At 68.3% G+C, this 19,929-nt stretch carries 17 protein-coding genes; 12 read left to right on the top strand and 5 right to left on the bottom strand.

Annotation, left to right across the window (positions count from 1 at the left end):
* Together MRBLWH12_RS11610 and MRBLWH12_RS11605 are read left to right on the top strand one after the other, a co-directional pair.
* The gene (locus MRBLWH12_RS11610; RefSeq protein WP_341977518.1) at nucleotides 1-1,050 is read left to right on the top strand and encodes a lipoyl protein ligase domain-containing protein; all 1,050 of its coding nucleotides are present in this window, start codon (nucleotides 1-3) and stop codon (nucleotides 1,048-1,050) included.
* A complete protein-coding gene (locus MRBLWH12_RS11605) occupies nucleotides 1,047-2,015 on the top strand; it encodes a DNA-methyltransferase (RefSeq protein ID WP_341977520.1) in 969 nt (322 codons plus the stop codon). The genes MRBLWH12_RS11610 and MRBLWH12_RS11605 overlap by 4 nt, the downstream gene beginning before the upstream one ends.
* 22 nt (nucleotides 2,016-2,037) lie before the next feature.
* Here MRBLWH12_RS11605 and MRBLWH12_RS11600 read toward each other — a convergent pair whose 3' ends face one another.
* The 4 genes from MRBLWH12_RS11600 to MRBLWH12_RS11585 all read right to left on the bottom strand — a co-directional run bounded on the left by MRBLWH12_RS11600 (nucleotide 2,038) and on the right by MRBLWH12_RS11585 (nucleotide 5,005).
* Nucleotides 2,038-2,514, bottom strand: coding sequence for a DUF3237 domain-containing protein (locus MRBLWH12_RS11600; RefSeq protein ID WP_363548998.1), 477 nt, complete (start codon nucleotides 2,512-2,514; stop codon nucleotides 2,038-2,040).
* Nucleotides 2,511-2,999 (bottom strand): MarR family winged helix-turn-helix transcriptional regulator, encoded by a 489-nt coding sequence (locus tag MRBLWH12_RS11595; RefSeq protein WP_363548996.1) that lies wholly within the window; start codon nucleotides 2,997-2,999, stop codon nucleotides 2,511-2,513. Before MRBLWH12_RS11595 ends, MRBLWH12_RS11600 begins: the two co-directional genes overlap by 4 nt.
* On the bottom strand, nucleotides 2,996-4,240 hold the full coding sequence (locus MRBLWH12_RS11590; protein WP_363548994.1) for a flavin-dependent oxidoreductase: 1,245 nt from the start codon (nucleotides 4,238-4,240) through the stop codon (nucleotides 2,996-2,998). The genes MRBLWH12_RS11595 and MRBLWH12_RS11590 overlap by 4 nt, the downstream gene beginning before the upstream one ends.
* An 84-nt stretch (nucleotides 4,241-4,324) precedes the next feature.
* Entirely contained in the window at nucleotides 4,325-5,005 is a 681-nt protein-coding gene (locus MRBLWH12_RS11585; protein ID WP_363548992.1) for a TetR/AcrR family transcriptional regulator, read from the bottom strand.
* Between the two features lie 163 nt (nucleotides 5,006-5,168).
* Here MRBLWH12_RS11585 and MRBLWH12_RS11580 point away from each other — a divergent pair, with 163 nt between their 5' ends.
* From MRBLWH12_RS11580 to MRBLWH12_RS11560, 5 genes are read left to right on the top strand one after another with little or no spacing between them, the layout of a single operon-like run.
* Entirely contained in the window at nucleotides 5,169-6,845 is a 1,677-nt protein-coding gene (locus tag MRBLWH12_RS11580) for an amidohydrolase (protein WP_363548990.1), read from the top strand.
* Complete coding sequence (locus tag MRBLWH12_RS11575; protein ID WP_363548987.1) at nucleotides 6,845-8,488, top strand: ABC transporter substrate-binding protein; 1,644 nt, start codon at nucleotides 6,845-6,847, stop codon at nucleotides 8,486-8,488. The genes MRBLWH12_RS11580 and MRBLWH12_RS11575 overlap by 1 nt, the downstream gene beginning before the upstream one ends.
* Nucleotides 8,485-9,441 carry an ABC transporter permease gene (locus MRBLWH12_RS11570; protein WP_363548985.1) on the top strand — a complete coding sequence of 319 codons (957 nt, stop codon included), beginning with the start codon at nucleotides 8,485-8,487 and terminating at the stop codon, nucleotides 9,439-9,441. The genes MRBLWH12_RS11575 and MRBLWH12_RS11570 overlap by 4 nt, the downstream gene beginning before the upstream one ends.
* On the top strand, nucleotides 9,438-10,304 hold the full coding sequence (locus tag MRBLWH12_RS11565) for an ABC transporter permease (protein ID WP_363548983.1): 867 nt from the start codon (nucleotides 9,438-9,440) through the stop codon (nucleotides 10,302-10,304). Before MRBLWH12_RS11570 ends, MRBLWH12_RS11565 begins: the two co-directional genes overlap by 4 nt.
* Nucleotides 10,301-11,911 (top strand): ABC transporter ATP-binding protein, encoded by a 1,611-nt coding sequence (locus MRBLWH12_RS11560; protein ID WP_363548981.1) that lies wholly within the window; start codon nucleotides 10,301-10,303, stop codon nucleotides 11,909-11,911. The genes MRBLWH12_RS11565 and MRBLWH12_RS11560 overlap by 4 nt, the downstream gene beginning before the upstream one ends.
* Nucleotides 11,912-11,935: 24 nt before the next feature.
* Here MRBLWH12_RS11560 and MRBLWH12_RS11555 read toward each other — a convergent pair whose 3' ends face one another.
* Nucleotides 11,936-12,508 (bottom strand): TetR/AcrR family transcriptional regulator, encoded by a 573-nt coding sequence (locus MRBLWH12_RS11555; RefSeq protein ID WP_341977538.1) that lies wholly within the window; start codon nucleotides 12,506-12,508, stop codon nucleotides 11,936-11,938.
* 177 nt (nucleotides 12,509-12,685) lie between these two features.
* On the opposite strand from MRBLWH12_RS11555, the gene MRBLWH12_RS11550 reads away from it, so the two are divergent.
* From MRBLWH12_RS11550 to MRBLWH12_RS11530, 5 genes are all read left to right on the top strand, one after another.
* On the top strand, nucleotides 12,686-13,996 hold the full coding sequence (locus tag MRBLWH12_RS11550; RefSeq protein ID WP_363548979.1) for an MFS transporter: 1,311 nt from the start codon (nucleotides 12,686-12,688) through the stop codon (nucleotides 13,994-13,996).
* Entirely contained in the window at nucleotides 13,996-15,501 is a 1,506-nt protein-coding gene (locus MRBLWH12_RS11545; protein WP_363548977.1) for a carboxylesterase/lipase family protein, read from the top strand. The genes MRBLWH12_RS11550 and MRBLWH12_RS11545 overlap by 1 nt, the downstream gene beginning before the upstream one ends.
* Nucleotides 15,498-16,286 (top strand): phosphatase PAP2 family protein, encoded by a 789-nt coding sequence (locus tag MRBLWH12_RS11540; RefSeq protein ID WP_363548975.1) that lies wholly within the window; start codon nucleotides 15,498-15,500, stop codon nucleotides 16,284-16,286. Before MRBLWH12_RS11545 ends, MRBLWH12_RS11540 begins: the two co-directional genes overlap by 4 nt.
* Nucleotides 16,283-18,532, top strand: a complete 2,250-nt coding sequence (locus MRBLWH12_RS11535; protein WP_363548973.1) for a glycoside hydrolase family 3 C-terminal domain-containing protein — start codon at nucleotides 16,283-16,285, stop codon at nucleotides 18,530-18,532. The genes MRBLWH12_RS11540 and MRBLWH12_RS11535 overlap by 4 nt, the downstream gene beginning before the upstream one ends.
* A 351-nt stretch (nucleotides 18,533-18,883) precedes the next feature.
* Nucleotides 18,884-19,873 carry a hypothetical protein gene (locus MRBLWH12_RS11530; RefSeq protein WP_363548971.1) on the top strand — a complete coding sequence of 330 codons (990 nt, stop codon included), beginning with the start codon at nucleotides 18,884-18,886 and terminating at the stop codon, nucleotides 19,871-19,873.
* The last annotated feature ends 56 nt before the right edge of the window (nucleotides 19,874-19,929 follow it).

Here is a 19,929-nt window from a genome sequence, read left to right as displayed (position 1 = left end):
GTGCACGGTGAATACAAGGTTCCTGGCGGAAAGCTCGTCGTCGTCGACCTCGAAGTCGAGAACGGGGCGATCGCCCGGTTCCGCCTCGCGGGTGACTTCTTCCTCGAGCCCGACACCGCACTCGAGGACATCAATGCCGCGGTGACCGGGCTGCCGGTGGAGACGGACGCCACGGCCATCGCTGCCGCCGTGCGGCAGGCTCTCCCTCAAGGCGCACAGCTGCTCGGGTTCACCCCGGATGCCGTCGGCACCGCCGTGCGCCGCGCTCTCGTGACCGCGCCGGGCTGGCGCGACTTCGACTGGGAGATCGTGCACGACAAGGCGGTCTCGCCGCGCATGAACCTCGCTCTCGACGAGGTGCTCACCGCCCGTGTCGGTGAAGGGCGCCGACGCCCGACCCTGCGGATCTGGGAGTGGGACGAATCGGCCGTCGTCATCGGATCGTTCCAGTCGTACCGCAACGAGGTCGACCCTGAAGGTGCCGCGCGGCACGGCTTCGACGTCGTGCGCCGCATCTCCGGCGGCGGCGCGATGCTGATGGCCGCGGGGCAGATCATCACGTACTCGTTGTACGTGCCGGCCTCGCTCGTGCAGGGCATGACCTTCGCCGACTCCTATGCGTTCCTCGACGACTGGGTGCTGCAGGCGCTGCGCTCGCTCGGCATCGACGCCGTCTATCAGCCGCTCAACGACATCGCGTCGCCCTCGGGAAAGATCGGCGGAGCAGCCCAGAAGCGCCTCGCCAACGGGGGAGTGCTGCACCACGCCACGCTGTCGTACGACATCGACGGTCAGACGATGACCGAGGTGCTGCGCATCGGCCGCGAGAAGCTCAGCGACAAGGGCACGACATCGGCGGCGAAGCGCGTCGACCCGCTGCGGAGCCAGACCGGACTCAGCCGCGCCGAGATCATCGAGCGGTTCAAGGACACCTTCCGCTCTCTCACCGATGCCGAGGACGGCGCGGTCGCGCCGGACGAGCTCGCCGCCGCCGAAGCCCTCGTGGAGTCGAAGTTCGCCACCGAGGCGTGGCTGCAGCGGGTGCCGTGACGCCTTCGATCCCCGAGCCCGTCGAAGGGCCCGCGGTCGGGTCCGTCTCAATCCTCGAAGGCGACAACCTCGCCGCCGCTCGAGGCCTGCCATCGGCATCCTTCACCCTCGTCTACCTCGATCCGCCGTTCAACACCGGGCGTACGCAGGAGCGGCAGGTGGTCACCGCCCGGCGCACGTTCACAACTCAGGAAGAACCTGCCGAACCGGGCGCAGACACTGCCGAAACGACCGGGGTCGAGCCGAATCTCCTGAATTACGAACCGCAGTCGGCCGCCAGCGAGGTCCGACACGGCTTCCACGGCCATGCCTACGAGCGGGTGCGCGGGATGCTGCGCACCTACGACGACCGTTTCGATGACTACGGTGCGTTCCTCATGCCGCGGCTGGAGGAGGCCTGGCGGCTGCTGGCGGACGACGGCACACTGTACCTGCACCTCGACTACCGCGAGGCGCACTACGCCAAGGTGATGCTCGACGCGGTCTTCGGCCGGGAGTGCTTCCTCAACGAGCTCATCTGGGCCTACGACTACGGTGCGAAGTCGCGCCGCCGCTGGCCGACGAAGCACGACACGATCCTGGTCTACGTGAAGAATCCGCGGGAGTACGTGTTCAACTCCGACGACGTCGATCGCGAGCCGTACATGGCCCCCGGCCTGGTCACCGCCGAGAAGGCAGCGCGAGGAAAGCTGCCGACCGATGTCTGGTGGCACACCATCGTGCCGACGACCGGCCGCGAGAAGACCGGCTATCCGACGCAGAAGCCCGAGGGCATCCTGCGCCGGATCGTGCGGGCGTCGAGTCGGCCAGGCGACCGCGTGCTCGACCTCTTCGCGGGCAGCGGCACGACCGGGGCCGTGGCCTCGGCGTTGGGCCGCGATGCCGTGCTCGTCGACGACAACCCCGAGGCGATCCGCGTGATGCGCGAGCGGATGCCGCATGCCGAGGTGACCGGGATCGCCTGAGCGAAGCCGAAACGGCGGCGGGTCAGTCCACTCGATAGGCGCGGTACCGCACGGCCTTCGCCTGCCGTTGGGCCGCAGCGACGAACAGTGAGCGCTGCAGGTCGGCCAGGTGCGCGGCGGCGGTCTCGATCTGCACCGTCGTGCGGAAGCAGTACTCGTGAGGGTCGACGTCCTCACCCCGGCGCAGGCGTCCCAGCACGTCGGGAGGCCCGGTACGCAGGCCGCGGGCATGCAGCAGAAGATGATCACCGGATGCCGTGCGCGCCGTGTACCGGCTGTCGATCTCGATGGTGCCGTCGGGGCGGATGAGCTGCCAGTCGGCCCCGCCGGCGAGGATCTCCGCATTCACCGCACCGGAGATCCGGCCGCCGAGGATCGGCACGACGCGTCGTGAGCCCGCGCTGGTGGAATGGTGGTCCTCGATCGGGCCCAGCTCGACGGTGACGTCGAACGCGGATTCCAGTGTCGGAACGGGCAGCAGGGTGTGCGGGGTGCTCATGGCGAGGTCTCCTCCGGAGCTGTCGGTGCGTCGGATGCCGCGGCATCTGCTTCGCTGAGAGCCACGCTCAGCCGCTCGAGCACGGGCAGTGCGTCCGCGAGGATGGCGCGCTCACCGGAGTTGAGCATGCTGCTCGCCTGCGTGAGGATGGCGGCGCTCGCGGCATCGAAACGCGCGAACAGGTCGAGGGCGCGATCCGAGGCCTGGACGAGGACGCGGCGGCCGTCGGACGGATCGGAGGTGCGCTCGACGAGGCGCGCGGCTTCCATCGTGCCGAGCAGATTGCTCACCGTCGGACGGCTGAGCCGCAGCTGCGCGGCGATCTCGGCCGGCCCCCGTGCGGTGCCTCGCGGGAGCGCGCGGATGACGTCGATCTGCGCATCCGGCAGCTCCGGAAGTCGAGCCGCGGCGCGGGTCGCCGCGAGCAGAGCTCGGCGCAGCGGGGAGATGACCGCGGCGAGTCGCGCGGCGTCGAACGCGGTCATCGGGCCGGGGTGAGCGACGGGCGCTCATTCAGGATGGTCGGCAGGAAACCGGCGGCGGTCTTGTAGTCGGCGGCGATCTGCTCGCGCTCGGAGAGCGGGATGATGTCGTCGATGTCGCCGAAGCCGTGCGGAGCACGCTCGTGCGCCAGTTGCATGACCCGCTCCGGACCGGTCGCCCTGGTGCCGGCCAGGAGCGCGGTCATCCGTGGGCGGCGGGCGGCTTCGTAGCGGGCGAGGCCTTCGTCGATCGTGTCGGCGGTGGCCAGGTGGAAGGCGAGCGTACGTGCGTCGATGATCGCCTGTGAGCCGCCGTTCGAGCCGTTCGGGTACATCGCGTGCGCGGCATCCCCGAGCAGAGTCGTTCGGCCGAATGTCCAATGCGGCAGTGGGTCGCGATCGACCATCGGATACTCGAGGATCTCGTCCGCCGCCGCGATCGTGGCCGGCACATCGAGCCAGTCGAAGCTCCAGTCGCGGAACAGCTCAGCGATCGGTGCGGGGTCGACGGCTCGATTCCAGTCGGCGTCGCCGGAGCCGCCGACCCGGCGCTCGGCGATGAAGTTCACCAGCATCCGCCCGGTGGGATCCGCCGCGGACAGCGGGTACGCGACGAACTTCTGCTCGCCGTCGCCGGCCATGATCATCGTGCGCCCGTCGAGGAAAGCCGGGATCCGGCTGACCCCGCGCCATAGTGTGAGACCGCTCCATGGCGGGGCGCCCTCGGCCGGGTAGCGTGCAGCGCGGAGCGCTGAGTGGATGCCATCGGCGCCGATGATCAGATCGGCGGTGGCGTCGACGTCGCCGGCATCGGTCGAGAAGCGCGCGGTTTCGGAGCCGTCCGAATTCGAGGCGACGCCGATGAGGCGATGCCCGAGACGGATCGGCTCGGCGAGGCGCGCTTCGGCGAGGTCGCGCAGTGCCAGCTGCAGCCGCCCGCGGTGCACCGAGAGCTGCGGCCAGTGGTACCCGGCCGCGAGGCCGCGCGGCTCGCTCCAGATCGGCTGACCATGGCGGTTGAAGTAGCTAAGCGTGGCCGGCGCGACGCCGAGGTCGGCGATGGTGTCCGCGAGGCCCAGCTCGGTCAGTTCTCGAACGGCATGGGGGAGCAGGTTGATCCCGACGCCAAGGCCGCGGATGGCGGCGCTGCGTTCATACACGGTGACGTCTGTGAGTCCGGCTTCGTGCAGGCTGATCGCCGCGGCGAGTCCGCCGATGCCCGCGCCGACGATGATGATCTTCATCGATCTCTCCCTCTGAGACTCTCTTTCGAGTCACCGGAGTAGTTTTGCAACAAAACTAGTTTTGCGCAAGCGGTCGATCGCGACTCAGTCGTCGGTTGCCGTGCGCCGCGCCGAGTCGATGACCAGGTCGACTCCGCGGAGGAACAGATCCCGGTCCTGCAGCTCGGACAGCATCAGCGAGTGCTGAGCGATCAGCGGGAACCGACGAGGGTCGGCCAGGAGCGGGGCATCCACCCAGGGGTCGCCTTCGTCGGTCTCGCTCGGGTGCTCGGCACGCGCTCGCGCGATTCCGGCGGCGAGCGAGAGCACGTGGGAGGCGAGAAGGGCGTAGTGCTGCACGAGTTCCGCGCCGTCGAGCCCTGCGCGTCGGAATGCGTCGAGCATGAGCTCGATCGCGGCCAGCTCTCCGGGACCGTGGGTGGTGAGACTCATCGCCTCTGCGCCGATCGCCGGATGCTGGATGTACAGGTCGAGCGTCGAGATGGAGAGCTCGCGCAGGCGCTCCGCCCAGTCCTCGGCCGGCGCGTGAACGGCTGCGGCCGCACGGCCGTTGAGTTCGTCGAGGAGCGCGCCCATCAGGGCATCCTTGCTCTGGAAATGGCGGTAGATGGCGGTCGGATCGGCTCGCAGTCTGGCGCCGAGATCGCGGACCGAGATCGTGGTGACGCCCGGTGTGCTCGCAAGCTCCAAGCCGGCCTCCACGATGAGCGCGCGATCCAGCCGAGCCCGTTTCGGGGTCTGTTCGTGATCGGTCACCGCAGGCATGGGCGCCTCCTTTCGTTCGCTTCATCATGTCAGCAGGGGGGCCGCCGACGTCGAAGAGCGCTCTTTCGAACCTAGGTGCTGTCATTGCTGTGGTCAACAGTGTTGACATTGCCTTGCGAGCCGATTAGCGTGAGCGAAATCACTTCAGAGAAGAGGGAGAGCGATGACGCTCGAGATCGTGTTTCAGGGCGGTGCGGTGTTCACCGGCACCGGCGAGCCGCTCACCGGCCGGGCCGTGGTGGTCCGCGACGGGCGCATCGCCGCCGTCGTGCCCGAGCCGGCCGTCGAGGGGCTGATCTCTCCGGACGCCACCCGGATCGACCTGCGCGGCGCACTGCTCAGCCCTGGCTTCCAGGACGCGCACATTCACCCGGTCGGCGGCGGCATCGAGCTTCTGCAGTGCAACCTCACCGAAGTCGAGAATGCCGAGCAGACCGCGGCCATCATCCGTGCGTACGCGGAGGCGAACCCCGACGAGGAGTGGATCCTCGGGGGCGGCTGGGGCATGGACCACTTCCCCGGCGGCAATCCGTCACGAGGCGTCCTTGATGAGGCGACCGGCGGACGCAAGGTGCTTCTGCAGAGCCGTGACCACCACAGCACGTGGGCAAGCACCGCGGCGATCGAGTACGCCGGCATCACCGCTGAGACGCCGGACCCGGAAGACGGCCGAGTCGTGCGCGAAGCCGATGGCTACCCGGCTGGCACCTTCCACGAGGGAGCCGGCGATCTCTTCGAGGAAGTGCGCCCGAAGACCTCACCGGAGCTCGCCTACCAGGGGTTGCTCCGTGCGCAGGACGACCTCATCGCTCTCGGGATCACCGGCTGGCAGGATGCCATGGTCGGATCCAGCGTCGCCGGAATCGCCGATCCCCTCACCGCATACGAACGAGCGGCCGATGAAGGGACCCTGAAGGTCCATGTCGTCGGTGCCCAGTGGTGGGTGCGCGATCGCGGGATCGAGCAGGTCGAGCACATGGTCGCCCGTCGTGCGCGTATCGAGGCCAGGCATCCGGACCGGCGCCTCGACCTCGCATCGACCAAGATCATGGTCGACGGGGTCGCCGAGAACCAGACCGCCGCGATGCTCACTCCCTACCGTGACGACGCCGGCCACGACACCTGTAACCACGGTCTCAGCTTCATCGACCCAGCCAGACTGCGCGACTACGTCACGGCGCTGGATGCGGCCGGCCAGCAGGTGCACATGCACGCCCTCGGCGACCGCGCCGTCCGCGAGGCACTGGATGCCCTGCAGGAGGCGCGCGACGGGAACGGCGCGATCGACGGGCGCCACCACCTCGCGCATCTGCAGATCGTCGCCGAAGAGGACATCCCTCGCTTCGCCGAGCTCGGTGCGATCGCCAACATCCAGGCGCTGTGGGCAACTCACGAGGACCAGCTCGACGAGCTCACCCTGCCGTTCCTGCAGGACGGGCAGGAAGCCAGGCAGTACCCGTTCGGGGACTTCGCCCGCGCGGGCGTGCGGTTCGCGGCCGGCAGCGACTGGCCGGTCTCCACCGCCGACCCGATCGCCGCGATCCACATCGCGGTGAACCGGGCCTACCCGGAGTCCGAGCAGCCGCCGCTGGGTGGAGCGCATCAGTGCCTGGATCTGGCGACCGCGCTCGCCGCCTACACCTCCGGCAGTGCCTACGTGAACCGGCGTGATGACGACACCGGCAGCATCCGCGAGGGATACCTCGCGAACCTCGTCGTGCTCGATCCGAACCCGTTCGACGTTCCGGCATCCGAGCTGTACCGCACCAGGGTCACGTCGACCTGGATCGAGGGGCAGCCCGTCTACACCGCGGAAACCACCACCAGCAGGGAGTCCTGATGAACCGCACGTTCCTTCGCGGCAGCGTCGCCGCAACCGCCGGTATCCTCTCCATCGCGGCCCTCGTCGCCTGCAGCTCCGCTGCATCGAACGGCGCAGGCTCCGACGAGTCCGTCGAGTGGGAGATCACCGCGACGACGGCCGCGCCGAGCGGTGATATCGACTCCTTCACGTTCGCCAGCTACGCCGAGCCGTACTCGCTCGACTACGCCTACGCCTTCGACTATCCCGATAACTCGGTGCTCGCCAACGTCTGCGAATCGTTGCTGCGACTGAACCCGGACTACTCGCTCAGCCCAGGCCTCGCGGAGTCGTTCGCTCACCCTGATCCGATGACCTGGGTGTACACGATCCGAGAGGGCGTCACCTTCCATGACGGATCGCCGCTGACCGCGGCCGACGCCGTCGCATCGATGAACAGGCACCTCGATCCCGAGGTCGGATCGTTCTGGTACTCGGTCTACCAGAACGTCGCATCCATCGTGCAGACCGGCGACCGCGAAGTGACCGTGACGATGACCGGGCCGGACGCGCAGTTCAACCTCGGCATGGGCGGGTCTGCGGGCGTCATCGAATCGGCGGCCACTCTCGCCGAGAAGGGCGCCGATTACGGCAACTCCACCGGCGGTGTGAACTGCACAGGGCCGTTCGCGCTCGACCGCTGGGAGTCCGGCGAGTCGATCACCCTCACCCGCAACGACGACTACTGGGATGAAGACCTCAAGGCGCGCTCCGGTGAGGTCGAGTTCGTCTTCATCAACGACGCCACGGCGCGGGTCAACGCGCTCAAGTCCGGCAGCGTCGACGGCTCCTGGATGCTGCCGATGGAGGCGGTGCCCACCCTGCAGGCCGCGGGCAAGGGCGACGTGCTGTTCGGTCTGAACACGGCCGTCGGATCCGTCGTGGTGAGTGATCTCGAGGGTCCGCTCGGCGATGTGCGCGTGCGCAAGGCGCTGCTGCTCGCGATGGACCGGGACGGCATCCTCCAGGCCGCTCTGCGCGGAATCGGTGAGCGGACCGACGTGATGACCACGGAATCCGTCTGGCAGGAGGCATCCGATTCCGCTCGAACGGCGGCCTTCGATGACGTCGCCGATTACGAACAGAACCTCGAGGAGGCGAAGAATCTGATCGCCGAGGCCGGTGCGGAGGGTGCGGAGCTGACATACGTCACGGCGCCCATCAGCAACGACTTCTCCGTCATCTCGCAGGCCACCGCTGCTGCGGCGAAGTCGATCGGCCTGAACGTCACGGTCGAGACGGTCACCCCGAGCGCCTACTCGACGCTGTTCTCCGACCCCAGCGCACGCGAGGGCGTGGACCTGTTCTACACGAGCTGGTATCTCTCGAGCCCGGATGCGCTGGAGATGTACTCGGTGCTGCGAACCGGCGACTTCAGCAACTACGGCAACTGGTCCGATCCTGAATTCGATGCCCTCGTCAACGAAGCAGCGACGATCGACGACCCGGTCGCGCGCGGCGCGTTGACGGCGAAGGCACAGCAGATCGCGAATGAGCAGCTGCCCTGGCTGCCGCTGTTCGAAGCGCCGATCTCGCTGTATCTCGGTGAGCGCATCACGGGCGTCCAGCCCTCCGTCGCCTTCCTCTACTACCCCTGGGCAGCAACGATCGGCGCCCGATGACAGCCACCCGCCGTGTCGCCGGGAAGCTCGGGGGGCTGCTGCTGACGCTGTTCCTGGCGTCGCTGCTCGTTTTCTTCTCGCGCTTCCTGGTGCCCGGCGACCCGATCCGGTTCCTGCTCCGCGGGCGCAAGCCCACCGCCGAGGCCGTGGCGGAGGTCACCGCGCAATACGGTCTCGATCTGTCGCCGGGCGAGCAGTACCTGCGCTGGATCCTGGGGGTGCTGCAGGGCGACTTCGGCCGTTCGCTGCAGTACCGCCAGGATGTCACCGCCGTGATCGGGGATCGGCTTCCGGTGACGTTGATGCTGGTCGCGATGGCGGGTGCGATCATCGTGGTGGTCGGTCTCCTCCTCGGCGCGGTCGCTGCCTTGAACCGCGGCAGGGCGGCGGACCGGGCCATCCTGATCGGACTCACCGTGCTCGGTGCGATCCCGTCGTTCGTCGGTGCGATCGTGCTCATCGCGATCTTCTCGGTGCAGCTGGGTTGGTTCCCGTCCTTCGGCTCCGGCGACGGTTTCTTCGACATGGTCCGCCACCTCACGTTGCCGTCGATCGCGTTGGCGATCGTCTTCATCGTGCTCGTCGCCAAAGTGACCAGGTCGGCGATGGTCGACCAGTCGAGCCGCGAGCATGTCGAGGTCTCGACGAGTCGCGGAGTCGGCCGCTGGGCCGTGGTGCGCAGGCACGTTCTGCGCAATGCGCTCGGTCCGATCCTCACCGTGGGCGGGGTGCTCGTCGCCGGACTCATCGTCGCCAGTTCCATCGTCGAGGCGGCCTTCGGTCTCTCCGGGATCGGCTCGCTCCTGGTCCAGTCCGTCGATCGGCTCGACTTCCCCGTGGTGCAGGCGATCGTCTTGCTCGTCGTCGGCGTCTTCGTCGTGATGAACGCCATCGTCGACGTTCTCGAACCCTGGATCGATCCGCGATCCGCCGCCGGAACAGGTGCCAGATGACATCTTCGACCCCCACGCTCGCCATGCGGGTGCTGCGCGCACCCAGGAAGCGGCGTCCGCGAGTCCTGTACCTCGGCAGCGTCGTCGTGCTCGCGCTGGTCGCGCTCGCTGCGATCCTCGCGCCGCTGCTCGCCCCCTACGATCCGGATGCCGTCGATTTCACGTCCTTCCTGGCACCGCCGTCTGCGGTGCACTGGCTCGGGACGGATGCTCTCGGCCGCGACGTGCTCAGCCGGATCATCCACGGCGGACGCACCGCGCTGATCGGCCCGCTGCTGGTCGTCGTCTTCTCCACCGTCATCGGCATCCTGCTGGGCCTGTGGGCAGGGTGGCGCGGCGGCTGGGTGGATGCGGCCCTCAGTCGAGTGTTCGACGTCCTGTTCGCATTCCCCTCGCTGCTCATCGCGATCATGGCCGTCGCCCTGTTCGGCAAGGGGCTCGTCGCGCCGATCATCGCGATGAGCATCGCTTACGCGCCGTTCGTCGCCCGGCTCACGCGGTCGCTGGTGGCAGCAGAGCGCACGCGGCCGTATGTCTCGGCGTACCGTGTGCAGGGCTTCGGCGGCGGCTGGATCGCTGTGCGCAGAGTGCTCCCGAACGTGACACCGATCGTCGGCGCCCAGTCGACGCTGAACTTCGGGTACGTGCTCGCCGAACTGGCAGGGCTCTCGTTCCTCGGCCTGGGCGTGCAGGCACCGACCGCCGACTGGGGCGCGATGATCAACGAGGCTCAGTCCGGTGTGGCGGCGGGTCACTTCCTGCCGGCCATCGCGCCGGCCGTCATGGTCGTCATCGTGGTGGTGGCGGTCAACATCATCGGCGAAGAGCTCTCCGATCGCATCGGTGGGGAGACCCCGGCATGAACGTTCTCGAAATCGACTCCCTGACGCTCGATCTGCCGAGCGGGGCGCGGCTGCTGCACGGCATCAGCCTGGCTGTCGCCGCGGGCGAGACCGTCGGCCTGGTCGGCGAGTCCGGGTCGGGCAAGTCGCTCACGGCGCGAGCCGTGCTCGGACTCCTGCCCGACCGCGCGAGCGTCGGCGGCACCGTCACGGTCGATGGGCGGTCACCGCTCCGGGATGCCGATTCCCGCCGCGAGGTCCGTCGGCGCAGCGCGGCGATGGTGTTCCAGGACCCGAGGGCCGGCATCAACCCGATGCGCACCATCGGCGATCACGTCACCGAGGCGTTGCGGCTCTGCGAAGGGTGGGACCGGGCGCGGGCGCGCGAGCGCGCTCTCGAACTGCTGACCGACGTGCGGCTTCCCGCTCCCGCGGATCATCTCGCGCAGCATCCGCACGAACTGTCCGGAGGGATGCTGCAGCGCGTGATGATCGCCGGTGCCCTGACGGCCTCGCCGAAGCTGCTCGTCTGCGATGAGCCGACCACCGCCCTCGACGTCACCACGCAGGCCGAGATCGTGTCGGTGCTGCGCCAGCTGTGCGCGGAGCGAGGGATGGGGATGCTGTTCATCACCCACGACCTGAACCTGGCCGGGGCGCTGTGCGATCGTCTCGTCGTCATGAAGGACGGCGCCGTGGTCGAGACGGGCAGCGCCCGCGAGGTCCTCACGGCCCCGGCCGCCGAGTACACGCGGCAACTGGTCCTGGCCACGCCGAAGCTCACCGGGGGAAGCACGGCCGCGGCCCCGGACGTCGTCGCGGCCGAGCCGATACTGTCGGTCTCCGCCGTCACGAAGACCTATCACCCGCGCGGCCGAAGCGCCGTCACGGCGGTCGCCGAGGCCGACCTGGTGGTACCGCGTGGCGGCGCCCTCGCGGTCGTCGGAGAATCGGGTTCCGGGAAGTCCACGCTCGCACGGATGATCGTCGGTCTGGAATCACCCGACAGCGGTGAGATCCGGATCGGCGGACGAACCATCGGCGCTGCGGACCGCTCCGCGGCCGCTCGACTGGCCAGGGCGAAGAGCGTGCAGATGGTGTTCCAGGATCCGTACCTGTCGCTCGATCCGAGGATCCAGGCAGGACGGGCGATCGAAGACGTTCTGCGTCTGCACGCCGGTCTCTCCGGGGCGGCGGCGCGGTCGCGGGCCACGGAGCTGCTGACCGCCGTCGGCCTCGGCGAGGAGCATCTCACCGCGCGGCCGCGCACGCTCTCCGGCGGGCAGCGACAACGAGTCGCCATCGCGAGGGCGCTCGCCGTGGAGCCCGAGCTGCTGGTGATGGATGAGGCCACCAGTGCGCTGGACGTCTCGGTGCAGGCGCAGGTGCTCGATCTCGTCGCCGGCATCCGTCGCGCTCAGGGTCTGACCCTGCTGTTCATCAGCCACGACCTCGCCGTGGTGCGCAAGGTCTGCGAGCAGACGATCGTGATGCGCCGGGGCGAGATCGTGGAGGCGGGGCCGACGGAGCAGATCCTCAACGCTCCGCAGCACGACTACACGCGCCTGCTGATCGCATCGGTGCCGGTCCCGATCGAATCCGGATCATCCGCCGGCGGATCTCGCTAGGCGAGGTGACCTCGCCTAGCGCCGTCAGGATGCCGGTCGCAGCAGGGCGATGAACTGCTCGATCTCCGCGGCCATGTCGATCGAGGGGTCGAGCATCCAGGCGGACTGCAACCCGTCTGCGAGTGCATGCACCGAGCGGACGATCCACGCCGGATCGAGATCGTCCCGGATCAACCCGGCCTCCTGATCCTGGGCGACCTGCGCGCGGGTGGCCGACTCCACGAGCGCGGTGCGCTCACGGAAGTATGCGTGCGCGGGGTGCGCGGGGTCACCGGCTTCGGCGGCGAGCTGTGCATACAGCTGCACGAGTCCTGGCACGGCGGAGTTGTGGCGGACGACGGAGAGCAGGGTCTCGATCGCGTCGTCGGTGCCGTAAGTGCGAACGTCTCGTTCGTCTCTGGCACGGAGGATGGCGATGAAGAGCTCTTCCTTGCTCTCGAAGTAGTGCAGGAGGCCGGCGGGGCTCAGACCTACCGCTTCCGCGATCTCGCGTACTGATGCGCCGCGGTATCCGCGGGTCGCAATCACGTCGAGCGCCGCCTCGAGGATCTCCTCGCGTTTCGCGATTCCCTTCGCGTACACGGCTCGTCCTGACATGGCCTCAGCGTATCCGCCCACGCCGATCGGAAGAAACCGAACGTCATTCTGTTTCCCTCTTGCGTCGGGCTGCGGGTCCTGCCATCCTGATTACCGAACGACGTTTGGTTTTTGAGCTTCGGCCCCGATCCGAGGCTCGTCCTACCCCGTGAACCGTGCTCAAAGAGGAGCAGAACCATGACAATGCAATCCACGCCCGACCCGGCCGCAGATCTGGCGCCCACCGGGACCATCTCCACGGATGCTCCCGCTCCCGGCGAACCCGCAGCCAGCCCGCCCGCCACAAGACGGCTGCTGCCGAGCCTGCTGATCGCCTCGCTCACGCTGTTCGCCACCTACGGCGGACTCATCGCGATCCTCCTCCCGTCGCAGGTCGCGATGATCGACGAGGCGAACAAGGTGCAGAACCTCGCCATCGTGACGACGATCTCGTTCGTCTTCACCCTGTTCGCGCAGCCGCTCGCCGGCGCGTTCAGCGACCGCACGCGCTCACGTTTCGGCCGCCGGGCACCCTGGATGGTGATGGGAGCCGTCGTCGGCGCCATCTTCCTCTTCGGCCTCGGATCCCTCACCGACCTCCTGTGGATCACCGTGTTCTGGGTGATCATCCAGGTGGCGCTGAACTTCTTCCAGGCCCCGCTGACCACGATCACCGCCGACCGGTTCCCGCGCTCCAAGCGCGGCGGAGCCAGCGCCATGATGGGCTTGGGCACGCAGCTCGGCATGACCGTCGGGATCATGCTCGCGGCCGGTCTCGCCGCCCAGGTGGGCGTCGGCTACTCGGTCTTCGGTGTCGCGGTGCTCGTCGTGACGGTGCTGTTCGTCGTCGTCAATCGCGACTGGTCATCGAAGGATGCCGCTGTCGACGGCTTCCGCTGGGGCGCGTTCTTCCGGGGTTTCTGGATCAGCCCGCGCCGCCACCCCGATTTCGCCTGGGCGTTCGGTGCGCGCTTCCTGCTGATCCTCGGATACTTCGTCGTCACGACGTACCAGTTGTACCTGCTCACCGACTACATCGGCATGTCCCTGACCGAGGCGCAGGGCGCTGTCGTCACGTTGACCCTCGTCGCGCTCGTACCCACGCTGCTCGCCATCGGCGTCTCTGGCTGGTGGAGCGACAAGGTCGGCCGCCGCAAGGTGTTCATCTACGCGGCATCCCTCGTGATGGTCGCCGGCCTCGCCATGCCGCTGCTGATGCCGGACATGACCGGGATGATCGCCATGAGCATCATCAACGGGATCGGATTCGGCCTGTACATGGCCGTTGATGCCGCGCTGATGACCGAGGTGCTGCCGAGTGAAGGCACGTCGGCGGGCAAGGATCTCGGCATCCTGAACATCGCGACGAACATCCCGCAGGCGATGAGCCCGGCGATCGCCGCCGTGATCATCACCTCGTTCGGCGGGTATCCGATGCTGTTCGTCTTCGGGATCGTGTTCGTGATCCTCGCCGCCATCGCCACCGCGCCGATCAGAGGAGTGCGCTGATGACCGCCATCGACCAGAAGAATGCTGTGATGACCGAATACGTCGAGGTGGAGACCGCAGCCGGGCGGGTGCGCGGATGCTGGAGACCGACGACAGGGGGCAGAGGCAGGCCGCGCTCGGCCGCCTTCCTCGGCATCCCGTTCGCCGAGCCGCCGGTCGGAGCGCTGCGATTCCAGGCTCCGGTGCCGAAGGCGCCGTGGGGCGGGGTGCTCGATGCGCTGGAGTTCGGGGCGACCGCCCAACGCGGCGACCCCGGTGTGACGCTCATTCCCGAGCCGTCCGTTCCAGGGGAGTCGACGCTCAACGTCAACGTCTTCACGCCCGATCCCACGGCATCCGGGCTCCCGGTGTTGGTCTGGATCCACGGTGGCGGATTCTTCGCCGGATCGCCGGCGAGCGAGTGGTACGACGGGCGCAACTTCAATCGCGACGGCGTCGTCACCGTCACGCTGTCGTATCGGCTGGGCTTCGACGGATTCGGCTGGATCGAGGATGCGCCGTCGAATCGCGGTGTGCGGGACTGGCTGCTCGCCCTGGAGTGGGTGCAGCAGAACATCGCCACGTTCGGGGGAGACCCGAGTCGTGTCACGATCGCCGGGCAGTCCGCCGGAGGCGGCGCCGTGCTCACGCTGCTGGGCATGGAGAAGGCGCAGCACCTCTTCCACGGCGTCTACGCGATCTCCGGGGCGCTCGCCGATGTGGCTCGGCCGCGGGCAGAAGCGTTCGGGCGCGCGCTCGCCGCGGATGCCGGAGTCGAGCCGACGATCGCCGGATTCGGGACCGTGTCGGAGGAGCGGCTCCTGGAACTGCAGAAGAAGGCGACGCAACTCGGACCGGACTCGTTGACCTCGATGATCGAGGAAGGCCTCGCCCTCGGCCCATCCGTCGACGGTGATCTCCTGCCCAGGCCGACGCGGGAGGCGCTGCGTGCCGGCATCGGTGCCGACAAGCCCCTCGTACTCGGCGCGACCGATGACGAGTTCACGATGGCGCTCTCGGCGGCTCCGAAGATCCTGCGCTGGGTGCCGAAGTCATTGCTGCTGAAGAAGCTCGGTATGCCGAAGGCGGCGATGCGGGCGTATCTCGATGCGAACGCGGACGTCGTGGCCAAGGGCTCCGTACGCATCGCCGGTCGCTATCTCACCGATCGCATGTTCCGTGCTCCACTCGTGAACATTGCGGCTGATCGCGCCGAGGCGCCCACGTGGCTGTACCGATTCTCGTGGCCGTCCGGCACTTTCGGATTCGCCGAGCACTGCCTCGATGTGCCCTTCTTCTTCGACTGCCTCGACGGACCGGCCATGGAGCCGCTCGCCGGCCCGAACCCCCCGCAGACACTCGCCGACGAGGTGCACTCGGCCGCTGTCGCGTTCATCGTCACGGGCGTTCCCGGCTGGGAACGACACCAGGAGGACCGCGGAATCGTGCGGGTGTATGACACGCCGACGCGGGACGTCGCGGATGCCTATGCCTCAGTCCGTCCGCTGCGAGGAGTCGCATCGTGACGGACCTCGCCTCGGCGGAGGCCGTGCCGGCGCGTCATCACGCTGTGCGGCCGCGCCCGATGCTCTGGACCGCCTTCGGCCTGCTGGTCGCGTTCCTCCTGTTGGCCGTCGGCGTGCTCGCCGCGCCCGAGTCCCCCTGGACGCAGGCGGTGGACGATGTCTGGCGACGATTCGCCGGAGTGGACCCGGCCTCGTCTCTTCCCGGAACGGCGGTGGCGCAGCTCTTCCAGCACCTCGGACAGCTGCCCGGTGCTGTGCTGATGATGCTTCTGCTGCCGCTGGTGCTCGTCGCGGTCGGACGCTGGCGCTCCGCGTTGTTCGTCATCGCGGTGCAACTCGCTAGTCCCGGGATGCTGTCGCAACTCACGAAGAATCTGGTCGACCGTCCGCGACCCGCCGATGACGCAGCGGCGGGACTCTTCGGCCCGCTCGTCCCAGTCGACCACGGTTCGTTCCCGTCCGGGCACGCGGTCAGCATGGCGGTGATCATCGTCACCGTGTTCGCGTTGATTCCGGCATCCGCCGTCTGGGCGCGTCGGATCTGGGCGGTGCTCGGTGCCTTCCTCGCCGTCGGCATGGTGTGGCAGCGAACCCTCATCAACGCGCACTGGTTGAGCGACGCCGGTGCCGGACTGATCGGTGGCGCGGGCGTGGCGCTGCTGCTCTGGTGGGCGTTCTGGCCCCAACTGGCGCAGGATCATCGCCGGCCCGTGTGGTTCCTGCCGCACGGCAACTCCTCGATCCCCGCGGCGACTCCCGAATCCCAAGAAAAGGTGAACCGATGACCACTCCTGAAAACCTCAGCCTCGAACAGAAGGCATCCCTGACCAGCGGCGCCGACTTCTGGACGACGAAGGCGATCGACAGCGCCGGCGTGCCCTCCCTCATGCTCACCGATGGCCCGCACGGGTTGCGGAAGCAGGCGGAGGCCAGCGATCACCTCGGTCTGAACGCGTCGGTCCCCGCGACGTGCTTCCCGCCGGCGGCGGCGCTCGGTTCGACCTTCGATCCGGAGCTCGCCGAACGCGTCGGCGTCGCGCTCGGCATCGAGTCCGCGATCGAGGACGTCGCCGTCATCCTGGGCCCCGGCATCAACATCAAGCGGTCTCCGCTGTGCGGCCGCAACTTCGAGTACGTCTCCGAGGACCCGCTCCTGTCGGGTGGAATCGGAGCCGGTCTCGTCCGCGGCATCCAGTCGCAGGGGGTCGGATCCTCGCTCAAGCATTTCGCCGCGAACAATCAGGAGGACGACCGGATGCGCTCGTCCAGCGACGTCGATCCGCGCACACTCCGCGAGATCTATCTGCGCGGGTTCGAGCGCGTCGTCAAGGATGCCCAGCCGTGGACCGTGATGTGCTCGTACAACCGCATCAACGGGGTCTACGCCTCCGAGGACCCGTGGCTTCTCACCCAGGTGCTGCGCGACGAGTGGGGTTTCGACGGCCTCGTCGTGTCGGATTGGGGGGCCGTCGACGACCGCGTCGCCGCTCTCGCTGCCGGACTCGATCTGGAGATGCCGTACAGCGGCGGCGAGACGGATGCCGAGATCGTCGCCGCCGTCCGCGACGGTGGGCTCGCCGAGGATGTGCTGGACACGGCGGCGCAGCGTGTGCTCGACCTGGTCGCGAAGGCGCAGGAGCGTCCGCCGGTCCCGGGCCCGCTCGACGTCGACGCGCACCACGCGCTCGCGCGGGAGGTCGCCGGACGCTCGATCGTGCTGCTGAAGAATGAGGGCGCTCTGCTACCGCTGGCACCCGAGGTCTCCATCGCTGTGATCGGCGAGTTCGCACGCACCCCGCGCTACCAGGGCGGCGGGTCCTCGCACATCAATCCGACCAGGATCGACACCGCGCTTGACGCGTTCCGCGATGTCGCGGGGGACCGGGTTGCGTTCGCGCCGGGGTTCACCTTCGACGGGGCGGATGCCGAGGCGCTGCGGGATGAGGCCGTGGTGCTCGCCGCGCAACGCGACGTCGTCGTGCTGTTCCTCGGACTGCCGGATGCAGAGGAGTCGGAGGGTTTCGACCGCGCGCATCTCGACCTGCCCGCTGTGCAGCGGGAACTGGTGGATGCGGTCGTCGCGGTGAACCCGCGCACGATCGTCGTGCTCTCCAACGGCGCGGTCGTGACGTTGCCGTTCGCCGAGAAGGTCCCCGCGATCGTAGAGGCGTGGCTGCTCGGACAAGCGGGCGGATCGGCGACGGTCGACGTGCTCACCGGTGCGGTGAACCCCTCTGGTCGCCTCGCCGAGACCATCCCGCACCGCCTGGAGGACACTCCGGCCTTCGGCAGCTTCCCCGGTTCGTTCGGGCACGTCCGCTACTCCGAGGGCATCTTCGTCGGATACCGCTGGTACGACGCGCGCCGCATGGAGGTGGCGTTCCCGTTCGGGCACGGTCTGTCGTACACGACGTTCTCGTACGGTGAGCCCACCGCAGCGGTGAACGCCGATGGCGACATCGTCGTGTCGCTCGCCGTGGCGAACACCGGCAATCGCGACGGCCGCGAGGTCGTGCAGGTCTACGTCGCCCCCGAGTCGTCGGCCGTCGAGCGCGCCCCACGCGAACTCAAGGCCTTCGCCTCGGTCGAGGTCCCTGCGGGGTCGCGGCGGGAGGTCGAACTGGTCGTCCGTCGCGAGGACCTCGCCTACTGGGACATCCGCGTCGATCGCTTCGTCGTCGAGGGCGGCTCTTATCGGGTCGAGGTCGCAGCATCCAGCCGCGATATCCGGGGCGCGATCTCTGTCGAGGTCGGCGGCGACGAGGTCCGCCTCCCGCTGACCGCTCACTCGTCGATCACCGAGGTGCTCGCGCACCCGGTCGTCGGTCCCGTCGTCGCCCAGCAGCTCGCGGCGATGCGGGAGCAGGCGGACGGCGCGATGGATGCCGGGATCATGGGCGACGAGGCCATCATGAAGATGATGGCGTCATTCCCGATCGGCCGGATGGCCGGCTTCCCCGGGATGGGCATCGACCGCGCACAGGTCGATCAGCTCATCGCCGCAGCTGCTGCCGCGGACGCGGCGCGCTGACGTGGATGCTGTTCGCCTTCACTCGCATCGACCTTGATCTGGCACCTCGGGTCGGTATTCCTGCGTGATAGCGACCCGAGGTGCCAGATCAGCGCGCGCCCGACTTGGAGCTGCACCTTGATCTGGCACCTCGGGTCGGAATTTCTGCGTGATAGCGACCCGAGGTGCCAGATCAAGGCGGCCGCGGCCGATGTTGGCGAGGTGCGGGGCGCGAGGCGCGGGATGCGGCCCGAGGTATCCAATGACGCGGCGGGGCGACTTGTCCTGCACAGCGGCAAGATTGGCGGGAGTTCTACGCATCTTCAGGTAACTCGGGCAGTGGCAGCATCCGCAATGCGGCACTATCTCGAGATGCCGAGGTCTCCACGTCCGTTGCCCACTTCGCTCAGTGCGACCTTCACCCAGGAGGAGGCGCGTGCAGCCGGTGTCACTCCGCGTCGGCTGCGCGCTCAGGACATCGCTCGGCCCTATCGAGGCCTGCTGCGCAAGGAACAGTGCAGCGAGTTCAGGGATGACGAGGCGGATGCCGTAGAGCCGCCGACCCGCGAGCAGCAGGAGTTCGCGGCCATATGGGAGCGAGCGCGGGAGTTCGCACCCCTCATGGTCGAGCATGCGTTCTTCGTCGGACGCACGGCTGCGAAGCTCCGGAACCTCCCCGTGGATGCACAGAGCGACCTGGAAGTAGGGGTCACCACGCCGAATCGTGCACCGCGCCGCCGCGGGATCAAAGGGCGACAGCTCATGCCGGAACTCGTGTCGGTTCGTGAGGTCGGCGGCGTCCGGATCGCGAGTCCGGCATCGACCTGGGCGATGCTCGCCTCTGAGTTGACCGCGCGCGAACTCGTCGTTCTCGGCGACGCCATCGTGCGGGTGCCCCGCGATGATCGTGGTGATCTGCATCCGGAACTCGCGCTGGCGACCATCGACCAGCTCCGCGCCGTGGTCGATGCCGGACGTCGCGAAGGGCGAGCGCTCCTCAGGGCAGCGCTGGGACGAATCAGGGTGGGCAGCGCGTCGCCGCTCGAGACTGAGTATCGAATGGATGCGGAGGATGCCCGGTTGCCGGAACCCGTGCTCGATCTACCGATCCGCGACGTGTACGGGCGTCTTCTGGGGATCACGGAGATCGCGTATCCGGAGTTCCGCGTGCTGGTCGAGATCGAAGGGGATCAGCATCGGGTCTCACGTCAGCAATGGAATCGCGACATCGAGAAGTATGCGGCGTATGTCGCCGAGGGGTACGAGGTGGTGCGCCTGACGTCAGCCCACATCCGGGGCAAGCAGCCGCGCGCGGTGGCGATCGTTCGCGAGGTGTTGACGAGGCGCAACTGGCGCAGTTGAGCAGCGCGCGCTGCCTTCATCTGGCATCTCGGGTCGGTAAACGTCGGACATTCCGA

Origin of the sequence: Microbacterium sp. LWH12-1.2, assembly GCF_040675825.1 — a bacterium.
Classification (GTDB): domain Bacteria; phylum Actinomycetota; class Actinomycetes; order Actinomycetales; family Microbacteriaceae; genus Microbacterium.
The sequence above is the reverse complement of the archived record's forward strand: the minus strand, read 5'-3'. Positions and strand labels throughout refer to the sequence as shown.

What these genes read in the sequence shown, in the direction of transcription:
- MRBLWH12_RS11545 (WP_363548977.1), top strand. Translation starts at nt 13,996, where the DNA reads ATGACCGCCATCGACCAGAAGAATGCTGTGATGACCGAATACGTCGAG.
- MRBLWH12_RS11575 (WP_363548987.1), top strand. Translation starts at nt 6,845, where the DNA reads ATGAACCGCACGTTCCTTCGCGGCAGCGTCGCCGCAACCGCCGGTATC.
- MRBLWH12_RS11565 (WP_363548983.1), top strand. Translation starts at nt 9,438, where the DNA reads ATGACATCTTCGACCCCCACGCTCGCCATGCGGGTGCTGCGCGCACCC.
- MRBLWH12_RS11590 (WP_363548994.1), bottom strand. Translation starts at nt 4,240, where the DNA reads ATGAAGATCATCATCGTCGGCGCGGGCATCGGCGGACTCGCCGCGGCG.
- MRBLWH12_RS11600 (WP_363548998.1), bottom strand. Translation starts at nt 2,514, where the DNA reads ATGAGCACCCCGCACACCCTGCTGCCCGTTCCGACACTGGAATCCGCG.
- MRBLWH12_RS11535 (WP_363548973.1), top strand. Translation starts at nt 16,283, where the DNA reads ATGACCACTCCTGAAAACCTCAGCCTCGAACAGAAGGCATCCCTGACC.
- MRBLWH12_RS11570 (WP_363548985.1), top strand. Translation starts at nt 8,485, where the DNA reads ATGACAGCCACCCGCCGTGTCGCCGGGAAGCTCGGGGGGCTGCTGCTG.
- MRBLWH12_RS11560 (WP_363548981.1), top strand. Translation starts at nt 10,301, where the DNA reads ATGAACGTTCTCGAAATCGACTCCCTGACGCTCGATCTGCCGAGCGGG.
- MRBLWH12_RS11580 (WP_363548990.1), top strand. Translation starts at nt 5,169, where the DNA reads ATGACGCTCGAGATCGTGTTTCAGGGCGGTGCGGTGTTCACCGGCACC.
- MRBLWH12_RS11550 (WP_363548979.1), top strand. Translation starts at nt 12,686, where the DNA reads ATGACAATGCAATCCACGCCCGACCCGGCCGCAGATCTGGCGCCCACC.
- MRBLWH12_RS11530 (WP_363548971.1), top strand. Translation starts at nt 18,884, where the DNA reads ATGCCGAGGTCTCCACGTCCGTTGCCCACTTCGCTCAGTGCGACCTTC.
- MRBLWH12_RS11595 (WP_363548996.1), bottom strand. Translation starts at nt 2,999, where the DNA reads ATGACCGCGTTCGACGCCGCGCGACTCGCCGCGGTCATCTCCCCGCTG.
- MRBLWH12_RS11555 (WP_341977538.1), bottom strand. Translation starts at nt 12,508, where the DNA reads ATGTCAGGACGAGCCGTGTACGCGAAGGGAATCGCGAAACGCGAGGAG.
- MRBLWH12_RS11585 (WP_363548992.1), bottom strand. Translation starts at nt 5,005, where the DNA reads ATGCCTGCGGTGACCGATCACGAACAGACCCCGAAACGGGCTCGGCTG.